This window comes from Magnetospirillum sp. XM-1 (assembly GCF_001511835.1).
GTDB lineage: Bacteria > Pseudomonadota > Alphaproteobacteria > Rhodospirillales > Magnetospirillaceae > Phaeospirillum.
This window is the reverse complement of sequence record NZ_LN997848.1, coordinates 1,597,289-1,609,308: the sequence shown is the minus strand read 5'-3', so window position 1 is coordinate 1,609,308 and position 12,020 is coordinate 1,597,289. Positions and strand designations below refer to the sequence as shown.

The following is a 12,020-nucleotide window of genomic DNA, read 5'->3' as shown; positions in this document are numbered from 1 at the left end:
GTCAGACCATGTGATGGAGGTCGGCCATGCTGATCCGCAGACTCTATCTTCACGAACGCCCCACCTATGCCGCCCACCTGAAGCGGCTGTCGGCCGAGGACCGCCGCCTGCGCTTCGCCCGCTCCGGCGTGTGCGACCAGGTCATCGAGGATTATGTCGCCGCCATCGCGGTGGGCGACCTGATCCTGGCCGCCTTCGCCGAGGACGAAATGGTGGGCGCCGCCCACGTGGCGCTGAACGGTTCGCTGGCCGAAGTGGGGGTGAGCGTCGACGAGGGGCACCGAACCGACGGCATCGGCTCCAAGCTGCTGCGCCAGGCCGCCGCCTTCGCCCGCAACCGCCGGGCCGAGAAGCTTTACACCCTGTGCCTGTCGGACAACCGCTCCATGGTCGCCCTGGCGCGGCGCAGCGGCATGACGGTGCATTTCGAAGGCGGCGAGGCCGAGGCCTTCCTGGACCTGCCGCCGCCCGACCCGGTGACGGTGACCGAGGAAATCAGCACCGGCCTGTTCGCGGTGTTCCACGACTGGGCCGAGATGATGGATTCCTACAGCACCATGCTGGTGGGGCACTCGGCCGTCGAACCGCTGCTGGAAGCGACGGGGCTGGCGAAGAGCGCTTGACAGGGAGGCCGCCTCGGATACAAATTGCGAGTCATTCGCATTTGCATCTCAGGAGCCCGTCCCATGTGCGAGCAATGCCACCCCGCCCTGGCCGCCCCCGTCGACACCACCCGCCGCCGCGCCCGGCTGTGGGAAATCGACAGCCAGTGGCACTGCACCGTCATCGGCACCTGCCTCAGCCTGGGCGAGCTCAAAGGGGCGGCGACGCGGCTCAAGGTGCAGATGCGCTCGGCCAAGCCCAGCCCCTACGAGATCCATACCGGCATGATTCATCTGGCCTCGCGGGAAAGGCTGGTGGGCAAGGCGTTGACCAAGATGCTGGACCGCAAGCACGCCGCCGCCATCAACCGCGCCAAGCCGCTGGACGGCGAGGACGCGCTGGCCGAGTTGTGGGAGGAAGCCCTGGCCAAGGGTGACGTAGCCTCGGCCTGCTGGGCGGTGATGAGCCATCCCGACGCCACCGACGGCTTGCGCAGCCGCATCTTCGGCGACATCCACATGCTGTCCCATCAGGTGGGCGCGGCCGCCCGGGCCGACCTTAAATCCATCCACCAGTTGGAGCGCGAGAAGGCCGAACTGGAGGCCAAGGTCGCCCGCCAGCAGGAACGCATGAAGACCGAGATCGGCCGGCGCAACACTGAAATCCGCGAGCTGCGCCAGTTGCTCGACCAGGAGGCGTCGGAATCGCGCCGCCTCGCCCATGCCGCCAGCGCGGCGCGGGAAATGGAGCAGCTGCAGCGCGAGCTGGGCGAGCTGCGCCATCTGCTGGAGGTGGAAACCGCCTTCCGCCAGGTGGCCGAGGACGAGAGCCGCCGGCTGCAGGCCCAGGCCCGCGACCGGGAGCAGGAGACCGAACGCCTCGAGCGCGAGCTGCGCGACATGCAGGGCGAACTGGCCGCCTCGGAAGCCCGGCTGGCCGAGACCCTCTCTCCGCCTTCCGCCGCCGCCGACGGCCTTGGCCAATGCGACGAGGATTGCGCCCGGCTGGATCTGTGCGGCCGCTGCATCCTGTTCGTGGGCGGGCGCAACCAGCACCTGCCCCATTTCCGCCGGCTGGTGGAGGAGGCGGGCGGCACCTTCGCCCACCATGACGGCGGCTTCGAGGAAAGCATGGGCCGCCTGCATTCCCTGTTCGGCCGCGCCGACGCCGTGCTGTTCCCGGTGGACAGCGTCAGCCATTCCGCCCACGACGAGGTCAAGCGTTTGTGCCGCCGTTGGGAAAAACCCTTCGTCCCGGTGCGCCGCTCCGGCCTCGGCGCCTTCATCCGGGCGCTCAACACGGTGGCGGGAGCTCCTTGACAGTATGGGCACGTATATACATTATATAAATACAACCGCCAAGGAGGGCCTGATGAGAGGGGGGCGGAAACATGCTGGAATTCGATTGGGACGACGCCAAGAACGCGTCGAACCTGGAGAAGCACGGCATTAATTTCGAGGATGCCATCGCCATCTGGGAGGGACCTGTGCTGGTCAACCCCAGTCCTCGCGATGGCGTAGAGATCGCGGTGGTCTATACCGAGCGCGGAACAGCCAAGCGCTTGATCTCGGCGCGAAGGGCACGGACAAATGAGCGAAGAGCGTATCATCAGGCGCAGTCTCACTGAGCGCCGCAAGAGCAAGACCGACTGGGCGCGGGTCAAGGCGCTGCCCGATTCCGCCATCGACGCCGCCATCGCGGCCGACCCGGACGCCGCCCCCGTCCTGGACGAGGAATGGTTCCGCACCGCCGAACTGGTCATGCCCCAGCCCAAGGCCCCCATCTCCATCCGCGTCGACCGAGAGGTGCTGGACTGGTTCAAGAGCCAGGGGCCGGGCTATCAGTCGCGCATGAACGCGGTGCTGGCCGCCTATGTGAAGGCCCACGGCAAGAGGGACTGAGAGTGCTCCCCCCTTCCCCGCCGGACCGGGAATGGCTTATGGTCCGGGCATGAGCAAGCCCGTGCCCGTTTCCGTCCTGCCCGCCGATCCCGCCGCCATCGCCCGGGCCGGGCGCGTGCTGGCCGAGGGCGGGCTGGTGGCCTTTCCCACCGAGACGGTCTATGGGCTGGGCGGCGACGCCACCTCGGATTCGGCGGTGGCCGCCATCTTCAAGGCCAAGGGCCGCCCCAGCTTCAACCCGCTGATCGCCCATGTGAGCAGCCTGGACCAGGCCGCCGCCCTGGTCGAACTGTGCGACGACGCCCATCGTCTGGCCGAACGCTTCTGGCCCGGCCCGCTGACCCTGGTGCTGAAGCGCCGCGCCGATTCGCCGGTGTCGCTGCTGGCCTCGGCCGGGCTGGATTCGGTGGCGGTGCGCATGCCCGACCACCCCGTCGCCCTGGCCCTGATCAAGGCCGCCGGGCGCCCCCTGGCGGCGCCGTCGGCCAACCGTTCGGGCCGCGTCAGCCCCACAAGGCCCGAGCATGTGGCCCAATGCCTGGAAGGCCGCATCGCTATGGTGCTGGACGGCGGCCCCTGCCGGGTCGGGGTCGAATCCACCGTGCTGGACCTGTCGGAGCAGCCCCCCACCCTGCTGCGCCCCGGCGGCATCACCGCCGAGGAGTTGGAGGAGGTGCTGGGCCACCCCATCCGCCGCGCCCTGGAAACGCCGGACGCGCCGCGCTCGCCCGGCCAGCTGGAAAGCCACTACGCCCCCGCCTTGCCCGTCCGGCTCAACGCCCAGGGGGCCGAGCCCGGCGAGGCGCTGCTGGGCTTCGGCGCCGCCCCCGATTGCGTGCTGAACCTGTCGCCCAAGGGCGACCTCTCCGAGGCCGCCGCCCATCTGTTCGCCATGCTGCGCGCGCTCGACCGCCCCGATTACCGGGGCATCGCCGTGATGCCCATCCCGGAAAAAGGATTGGGCCTGGCCATCAACGACCGCCTGCGCCGCGCCGCCGCGCCACGGAGCCCATCGTGAGCATTCTTGACACTCTCGCCGCCATCGTCGGCCCCGGCAACGTCATCACCGAAGCAGCCGACCTCGCCCCCTATCTGGTGGAGGAGCGCGGCCTGTATCGCGGCGCGGCGCTGGCCGTGATCCGCCCCGGCTCCACCGCCGAGGTCGCCGAGGCGGTCAAGGCCTGCGCCCAAGCCGGCATCCCCATGGTGCCCCAGGGCGGCAACACGGGACTGTGCGGCGGCGGCGTGCCGTCCGAGGATGGGCGAAGCGTGGTGATCTCCACCGAGCGCCTCACCCGTATCCGCGCCGTCGATCCGGTGGACTTCACGCTCACCGCCGAGGCGGGCTGCGTGCTGGCCAGCCTGCAGCAGGCGGCGGAAGAAGCGGATTGCCTGTTCCCCTTGAGCCTGGGAGCGGAAGGATCGTGCCGCATCGGCGGCAACATCTCGACCAATGCGGGCGGCACCAATGTGCTGCGCTACGGCAACACCCGCGATCTGGTGCTGGGCCTGGAGGTGGTGCTGCCCGACGGGCGGATCTGGAACGGGCTGAAGCGGCTGCGCAAGGACAATACCGGCTACGCGCTGCAGCACATGTTCATCGGCGCCGAAGGCACGCTGGGCATCGTCACCGCCTGCGTGCTGAAGCTGTTCCCCCGCCCGCGCGAAGTGGCCACCGCCATGGTGGCGCTCGCCGACCTGGAAGCCGCCCTGCCCTTGTTCTCCCGGGCGCGCAAAGCCAGCGGCGATTCGGTCACCGCCTGCGAACTGGTGCCACGCATCGGCCTGGAACTGGGCATGCGCCATGTGCCGGGCGTGCGCGATCCCTTCGCCGCCCCCCATGACTGGATGCTGCTGCTGGAGCTGTCGTCTTCTCGGCCCGGCGGCCTGAGGGAGGCGTTGGAGGAGGTGCTGGCCCAGGCGGTCGAGGACGGGCTGGCCCTGGACGCGGTGATCGCCGAAAGCCAAAGCCAGCGCGCCGATTTCTGGCGCATCCGCGAGGCCATCCCCGAGGCCCAGAAGAAGGAAGGCGGCTCCATCAAGCACGACGTCTCGGTCGCCACGTCGCGCGTGCCCGAGATGATCCGCCGCTGCACGCACGCGGTGGAGGCCGCCATGCCCGGCGTGCGGGTGGTGCCCTTCGGCCATCTGGGCGACGGCAACACCCACTTCAACCTGACCCAGCCCCAAGACGCCGACAAGACCGCCTTCCTGGCCCGCTGGGAGGAGATGAACCGCATCGTCCACGACATCGTGGTGGGCATGGAGGGCTCCATCTCGGCCGAGCACGGCATCGGACGGCTGAAGGTCGAGGAACTGGCCCATTACAAGCCGGGCGTCGATCTGGACCTGATGGCCCGCGTCAAGGGGGCGCTCGACCCCAGGGGTCTGATGAACCCGGGCAAGATCCTGCGCTGAATCGTCGACAGGCCCTCACCTTTCGCTGTTCCGCCGCAGGCCACGTGTCTATAATCCCGCGCCATGTCGGGGATCACGCGATACATGATGCGCCAGATGCTGGTGGGGATGATTTTCGTCTCCGCCGCGCTGGCCTGCGTCCTGTGGCTGACCCAGTCGCTGCGCTTCGTCGAGATGATCGTCAACAAGGGACTGTCCATCGGCGCCTTCCTCAAGCTCACCATCTTGCTGATGCCGGGCTTCCTGGTGGTGATCATCCCGATTTCCCTTTTCGCCGTAGTGCTTTTCACCTACAACCGCCTGATTGCGGACCGGGAGCTGGTGGTCCTTCGCGCCGCGGGCCTAAGCCATCTGGCCCTGGCGCGGCCGGCGATCATCCTCGGACTGGCGGTGGGCGCCGTGGGCTATCTGCTCAGCTGCTGGATCATCCCGATCACGGTGCGCAGCTTCCACGAAATGCAGTGGACCATCCGCAACGACATCGGCAACGTGCTGCTGCAGGAAGGCATGTTCAACAAATTCGGCGAGGGTCTGACCATCTACGTCCGCTCGCGCACGCCCAACGGCGAGCTCACCGGCCTCTTGGTCCACGACAAGCGCCACCCGAACAAGCCGGTCACCCTGATGGCCGAGCGCGGCGCCATAGTCTACACCGAACAGGGCCCCCGGGTGCTGATGGTCAACGGCAACCGCCAGGAAGTGACGCCCGGCACCGGCAAGATGTCGCTGCTCTATTTCGACAACTACACCGTGGACTTCAACACCGCCACCGGCAACAAGCCCGACCGCTTCCGCGACGCGCGCGAACGCCCGACCCTGGAATTGCTGGCCATGGACGACAGCATGGAGAACAAGGGAGACCTGCGCCGGTTCAAGTCGGAGCTCCATTCCCGCCTCGCCTCTCCCCTTTACAGCCTGGCCTTTCCGTTGCTGGCCGCCGCCGTGCTGCTGACCTCGGGATTCGACCGGCGCGGCCAGACCATGCAGGTGATGGTCGCCACCGCCCTGATGGTCGCCGTCCAGGCCCTGGCGCTGGGCGCATCGAACCTGTCGGCCGGCAACCTGGCCTTCGTCCCGTTCATCTATATCAACGCCGCCCTTCCCATCACGCTTAGCCTGTGGGTCCTGGCGCGCCCGCCGTGGCCGCGCCGCCGGACCGCGCCGGTCCCCAGCGCCGCGTGACGGAACGAAAGAGTGACCATCGTGCCGTCGTCCCGCCACCTCCTCCTCATCACCTTGCTGTCGGCCACCACGGCGCTGACCGCACCGGCGCGCGCCGACGTGGTGACCGAGCAGAAGGCCTGGCCCGAAGCGGGAAGCTGGGGACAGGCCTGGGGCGACGACGACCCCGCCGCCGCGCCCTCGCGCCCCCGCGCCCCCGCGCCCCAGACGGCGCCCGGCTACGTCCCGCCGCCGCCCGCCGCCGCCCTGCCCAGCCGCCCGGCCACGGCCGCCGCCCCGGCCCCGGTCCCCGCCGCCCAGCCCTTGCCGGTCACCGAGATGGGCGCCGCCTATCCCGAAACCGGATCCTGGGGACAGGCCTGGGGCGACGACGAGCCCGCCGCGCCGCCACCGGTCCGCAGCCGCTCCATTCCTTCGACCATCGTTCAGCCCGAGCCCGTTACCGCCCAGGACGCGCCCCGGCCCGCCCCCGCCGCGACCCAGCCGGCCGCCCCCCAACCGGCCATCCGGGCTGACGCCACACCGGCGGCCAAGGTCCAGCGGTCGGCTTCGCGGGCCATGGAACGCGCCTCGGTGATCATGCGCGGCGAGGATGAAAGCGGCGACGCCGTCGGCCTGAAGCGGCCGCCCAGGGTCATCCCCCGGGCCATGCGCGGCCTGAAGACCACCGAGGACGGCGTCGAACCGGTCCACATGGTGGCCGACCAGGTGATCTACGACCGCGAATTCAACGTGGTCACCGCCAAGGGCCGCGTCGAGATGATGCATGACGGCCGGACCATTTCCGCCGACACCGTCAGCTACAACATGAAGCAGGACGTCATGGGCGCGTCCGGCAACGTGGTGCTGACCGAACCGTCGGGCGAGGTCACCCATGCCGACTATTTCGAGCTGACCGGCGATTTCAAGAACGGCGTGGCCAGGGACATCCGCACCATCCTGGCGGACAATTCCCGCGTGGCGGCGCAAAGCGCCCAGCGGGTGGGCGGCGACCGCACGGATTTCGACCGCGCCGTCTACACCGCCTGCGAGCCCTGCAAGGACAAGCCGGACGCCGAGCCGCTGTGGCAGGTCAAGGCCCAGCGGGTCACCCACAACCAGGCCGAGGCGCAGGTGGAGTACCGCGACGCCTGGCTGGAGATCAAGGGCGTCCCGGTCGCCTACACCCCCTACATGTCCCACCCCGACCCGACCATCAAGCGCCAGAGCGGCATGCTGGCGCCGGTGTTCGGCATGAACAGCACGCTCGGCGCGTCCATCGCCACCCCCTATTACCAGGTGGTTTCCGAGGGCGAGGATTTCACGCTGACGCCGCGCTTCATGCTCGACCAGATCAGCAAGATCGACTCTCCGGACAAGGATGTCCCCAGATCGGTGCTGCGACGGATGCAACTGTCGGGTCAGCACCGCTGGCGCGGCATCCACGGCGAGTCGGTCACCTCGGGCAGCATCACCGCCGACAAGACCACCGGCGACATCCGCGGACACCTGGAATCCAAGGGTCTGGTCGAACTGGACCGCACATGGCGGACCGGCTGGCAGATCCAGCACCAGTCGGATCTGAATTACCGCTCGCTTTACCGGGTCCGCACCGAGGAAGACCGCCCCTGGCTGATGAACCGCCCCTATGTGGAAGGGTTCAGCCGGCGCGGCTACGCCATGATGGAAGCCATGTCCTTCGAGGGCAAGCGGGTCGTCGAGGATTCCAGCAAGTCGCCGGTGGTCCTGCCGCACATGGTCTACAGCACCATCAGCGCGCCAGGCTGGGCGGGCAGCTATTGGTCCACGGAATCCGACGTCCTGGCCTATACCCGCGATGTGGGCACCCAGGCCCAGCGCCTGTCCACCAAGGTGGCCTGGAACCTGCCCCTCATCTCGCCCGATGGGCAAGTCTATGCCATTACCACCTCGGTGCGCGGCGACGGCTATCACGCCGACCATCTGACCAATACCAGCAAGAGTTCGAGCAGCAGCGGACGCGCCATTCCGGAAGTGGCCGTCAACTGGCGATACCCCTTCACCCGTCCGGGCCGTACCGTCACCCAGGTGGTCGAGCCCCTGGCCATGGTGGCGGTAAGTCCCAATGCCGGCACCGATGCCCGGATTCCCAACGAGGATTCCATCAGCTTTGAGTTGGACGAGACCAATGTGATGCGCCCCAACCGTCTGCCCGGCCTCGATCAGGTCGAGGGCGGCGTGCGCGGCGCCTACGGCCTGCGCTGGGCGGCCTATCCTGCCCGGGGCGGCGCCATCGTCGCCCAGGCGGCCCAGGGCTGGCGCCAGCACAAGACATCCACCTTCGGCACCGGCAGCGGTTTCGCCGACACCCTTTCCGATTACGTCGGCCGCGTGGACATCACGCCCATCGGCTATTTAATGCTGCGCGACCGGGTCCGTCTCGACAAGGACACGCTGGAAGTGCGCCGCAACGAAGCCGGCTTGTCGATCGGACCGCCATTGCTGACCTTCAGCGCCGATTACGGCATGATGTCGCCCAGCGCCAGCAACACCAGCGCCATTTACCCGAAGCGGCAATACGTCAATTACGGCCTGACGTCGACCACGACGCAGCATTGGCGGAATCAGTTGGCCCTGCAGCAGGATCTGGCCAGCAATGGCGGCACCGTCAGTTGGAGCGCCAATTCCATGTACAGCGACGAATGCATCGCGATCATCGGCGCATTCACCCGCTACCACTCGGACGTCAGCGGTCTGCTGTCCGGATATCACTTGAGTCTGACCGTGGTCCTGAAGTCGCTGGGCGAAGCGCCCGTCAGCGTCTTTTAGTGGGAGGTAACCCGAGAATGCTGGCCCGCGCTGCAATCGTCCTGACCTTAGTCCTGATCTCGCATCTCCCATTTGGCCAGGCCTCGGCCCAGGACGTGGACCGCATCGCCGCCGTGGTCAACGACGAGATCATCTCGCTCCGCGACCTTGACGCCCGGATGAAGCTGGCCATCACCGTCTCGGGCCTGCCCGACAATATCGAGAACCGGCGGCGCGCCGTGCCCCAGGTGCTGCGCAAGATGATCGACGAGCGCCTGCAGTCGCAGGAAGCCGCGCGCCTCAAGGTCTCGGTCGGCAGTGACGAGGTGATGCGCGGCCTGGCCAATATCGAGAACCAGAACCGCATGCCGCCGGGTTCGCTGCTGCCGTCGCTTATCAAGGCCGGCGTCGATCCCGACGCCGTCAAGGATCAGGTCAAGGCCGACATCACCTGGGTCAAGCTGATCATGCGTTCGCTTCAGCCCACCATCCGGGTCGGCGAGGACGAGATCACCGACCGCATCGAGGCCATCCGCCTGCAATTCGGCCAGCCGGAATTCATGCTGGCCGAAATCTTCCTGCCGGTGGAATCCCCGCGCCAGGAGGAAGAGTCGCGGCGCCTGGGCGAACGCCTGATCGAACAATTGCGCGCCGGCGCCCCCTTCCAGGCCCTGGCCCGCCAGTTCTCCCAAAGCGGCACGGCCGCCAATGGCGGCGTGCTGGGCTGGACGGCCCCCGCCGCGCTCGATGACGACATCCGCGACGTGGCCATGCGCCTGGACAAGGGACAGGTCAGCACCCTGGTCCGCACCGGTTCCGGCTACGCCATCCTGGCCATGATCGACAAGCGGGTGACCGGCGAGAGCACCACGTCCGAGCCCAAGTTCACCCTGGCCCAGGTCTTCTTCCCCGTGCCGCCCGGCGCCCCGCCGATCCAGCAACTGGCGGCCAAGGCGGCGGAACTGACCTCGCCGCTGAAATCCTGCACCGAGATGGAGGACATGGGGCGCAAGCTCAATTCCGAGCGCTCGGGCATACGCGAGGGCCTGACCCTGTCGGTCCTGCCGCAGGCCATGCGCCCCGTGGTGAGCGCCCTTGCCATCAACAAGGCCAGCGCCCCCATGAATATCGGCGACGCCCTGCTGGTTGTGATGGTCTGCGCCCGCGAGGAGGCCGTCACCAACAAGAGCGGCCTGCCCTCCCGCGAAGCCATAAAGCGCGCAATCGAGGACGAACGTCTCGACATGATGTCGCGCCGCTATCTCCGCGACCTGCGCCGCGCCGCCTTCATCGACTTCCGGCTGTGAGCATTCTCGCCCTGACCATGGGCGAGCCCGCCGGGATCGGAGGGGATATCGCGCTCAAGGCCTGGAGCCAGCGGACCGATGGCGGCACGCCGCCCTTTGTGGTGATCGACGATGCCGGACGGCTGCGGCAACTGGCGGCACGGCTGGGGATCGCCGTTCCCATTCAGGAGGTGTCGTCCCCCGCCCAGGCCGAAACCGTCTTCGCCGCGGCGCTTCCCGTCCTGCATCAGCCCCTGGCCGTTCCGGTCGAGCCGGGCAAGCCCGATCCGGCCAATGTGCCGGCGGTCAAGGCGGCCATCGAGCGGGCCGTCGCCCTGGCCCTGGCCGGCGAGGTGGCCGGGCTGGTCACCAATCCCATCCACAAGCACGTCATGTACCAGGGCGGCTTCGCCTTTCCCGGCCACACCGAGTTCCTGGCCGCCCTGCTGGGCCGCCCCGGCCTGCGCGAAGTGATGATGCTGGCCTGCCCCCAGTTGCGGGTGGTGCCGGTGACCATCCACCTGGGACTGGCCGAGGCCATCCGCACGCTGACCCGCGCCGACATCGTCGAAATCGGCCGCGTCACCGCCCGGGCGCTGGAAGTGGACTTCGCCATCCCTAAGCCCCGCCTCGCCGTGGCCGGGCTCAACCCCCATGCCGGCGAGGGCGGCGCCATGGGCCGCGAGGACGAGGACATGGTCGCCCCGGCCGTGGCCGAACTGCGGGCCTTAGGCATCGACGCCTTCGGCCCCCTGCCCTCGGACACCCTGTTCCACCCCAGGGCTCGGGCCGGCTACGACGCGGCGCTGTGCATGTATCACGACCAGGCGCTGATCCCCATCAAGACCATCGATTTCGATGGCGGCGTCAACGTCACCCTCGGCCTGCCGGTGGTGCGCACCTCGCCCGACCACGGCACCGCCTTCGATCTGGCGGGAACGGGCAAGGCCAATGCCGGCAGCCTGCTGGCCGCGCTATCCATGGCCGCCGCCATCGCCGCCAACCGCGCGGGGCACCATGGCTGAGCTGCCGCCGCTCAGGGAGGTCATCGCCCGCCACGGGCTCGACGCCCGCAAGTCGCTGGGCCAGCACTTCCTGTTCGACCTCAATCTGACGGGGCGCATCGCCCGGGCGGCGGGAGACCTCTCTGTCGGCTCGGTGATCGAGATCGGCCCGGGCCCCGGCGGCCTGACCCGCGCCCTGCTCGATGCCGGAGCCCGCCACGTCATCGCCATCGAACGCGACGACCGCGCCATCGCCATCCAGAACGAAATCGCCGAAGCCTTTCCCGGCCGCCTGGAGATCATGGCCGCCGACGCCATGGCCATCGACGCCGCCGGTCTGGGCGAGACGCCGCGCCGCATCGTCGCCAACCTGCCCTACAACATCTCCACCGCCCTGCTGCTGGGCTGGCTGAAGCGCGCCGAGGCGTTCGAACGCCTGATCCTGATGTTCCAGAAGGAAGTGGTGGACCGCCTGGCCGCGCCGCCCCGGTCAGACCATTACGGCCGCCTGTCGGTGATCACCCAGTGGCTGTGCGAGGTGCGCCCGCTGTTCAACGTCGACCGCCGCGCCTTCACGCCGCCGCCCGCCGTCACCTCGACGGTGGTGGAACTGGTGCCGCGGTCCGAGCCCCTGGCGCCGGCCCGGTTCGCCACCCTGGAACGGGTCACCGCCGCCGCCTTCGGCCAGCGGCGCAAGATGCTGCGCTCCAGCCTGAAATCCCTGGGCGACGCCGAGGAACTGCTGGAACGCACCGGCCTTGCCCCCACCGCCCGGGCCGAGGAGATTCCGGTGGAGGGATTCTGCGCCCTGGCCCGCGCTCTTGATGAGCGTCAGGGTTCCTGAACGCCGACCGTGCTAT

11 protein-coding genes are annotated in these 12,020 nt (G+C 68.6%); all 11 read left to right on the top strand.

Going from position 1 to position 12,020, the window contains the following annotated elements:
- The first annotated feature begins 26 nt into the window (after positions 1–26).
- A complete protein-coding gene (locus XM1_RS07530) occupies positions 27–623 on the top strand; it encodes a GNAT family N-acetyltransferase (protein WP_068432130.1) in 597 nt (198 codons plus the stop codon).
- Between the two features lie 63 nt (positions 624–686).
- Positions 687–1,922: a DUF2325 domain-containing protein gene (locus XM1_RS07525; protein WP_068432127.1), complete on the top strand. Its 1,236-nt coding sequence runs from the start codon at positions 687–689 to the stop codon at positions 1,920–1,922.
- 71 nt (positions 1,923–1,993) lie between these two features.
- Positions 1,994–2,230 carry a BrnT family toxin gene (locus XM1_RS23130; RefSeq protein ID WP_172821894.1) on the top strand — a complete coding sequence of 79 codons (237 nt, stop codon included), beginning with the start codon at positions 1,994–1,996 and terminating at the stop codon, positions 2,228–2,230.
- Positions 2,193–2,504: a BrnA antitoxin family protein gene (locus tag XM1_RS07520; protein WP_068432124.1), complete on the top strand. Its 312-nt coding sequence runs from the start codon at positions 2,193–2,195 to the stop codon at positions 2,502–2,504. The genes XM1_RS23130 and XM1_RS07520 overlap by 38 nt, the downstream gene beginning before the upstream one ends.
- Positions 2,505–2,553: 49 nt before the next feature.
- Complete coding sequence (locus XM1_RS07515) at positions 2,554–3,522, top strand: L-threonylcarbamoyladenylate synthase (RefSeq protein WP_068432121.1); 969 nt, start codon at positions 2,554–2,556, stop codon at positions 3,520–3,522.
- Positions 3,519–4,922 (top strand): FAD-binding oxidoreductase, encoded by a 1,404-nt coding sequence (locus tag XM1_RS07510; RefSeq protein ID WP_082700415.1) that lies wholly within the window; start codon positions 3,519–3,521, stop codon positions 4,920–4,922. Before XM1_RS07515 ends, XM1_RS07510 begins: the two co-directional genes overlap by 4 nt.
- A gap of 84 nt (positions 4,923–5,006) precedes the next feature.
- A complete protein-coding gene (gene lptF, locus XM1_RS07505) occupies positions 5,007–6,104 on the top strand; it encodes an LPS export ABC transporter permease LptF (protein ID WP_068432118.1) in 1,098 nt (365 codons plus the stop codon).
- Positions 6,105–6,116: 12 nt separating this feature from the next.
- Positions 6,117–8,891 (top strand): LPS-assembly protein LptD, encoded by a 2,775-nt coding sequence (locus tag XM1_RS07500; RefSeq protein WP_068432115.1) that lies wholly within the window; start codon positions 6,117–6,119, stop codon positions 8,889–8,891.
- A gap of 17 nt (positions 8,892–8,908) precedes the next feature.
- The gene (locus XM1_RS07495; protein WP_068432111.1) at positions 8,909–10,177 is read left to right on the top strand and encodes a peptidylprolyl isomerase; all 1,269 of its coding nucleotides are present in this window, start codon (positions 8,909–8,911) and stop codon (positions 10,175–10,177) included.
- Positions 10,174–11,181, top strand: coding sequence for a 4-hydroxythreonine-4-phosphate dehydrogenase PdxA (gene pdxA / locus XM1_RS07490; protein WP_082700414.1), 1,008 nt, complete (start codon positions 10,174–10,176; stop codon positions 11,179–11,181). The genes XM1_RS07495 and pdxA overlap by 4 nt, the downstream gene beginning before the upstream one ends.
- Entirely contained in the window at positions 11,174–12,004 is an 831-nt protein-coding gene (gene rsmA / locus XM1_RS07485; RefSeq protein WP_068432108.1) for a 16S rRNA (adenine(1518)-N(6)/adenine(1519)-N(6))-dimethyltransferase RsmA, read from the top strand. Before pdxA ends, rsmA begins: the two co-directional genes overlap by 8 nt.
- Positions 12,005–12,020: the final 16 nt, after the last annotated feature.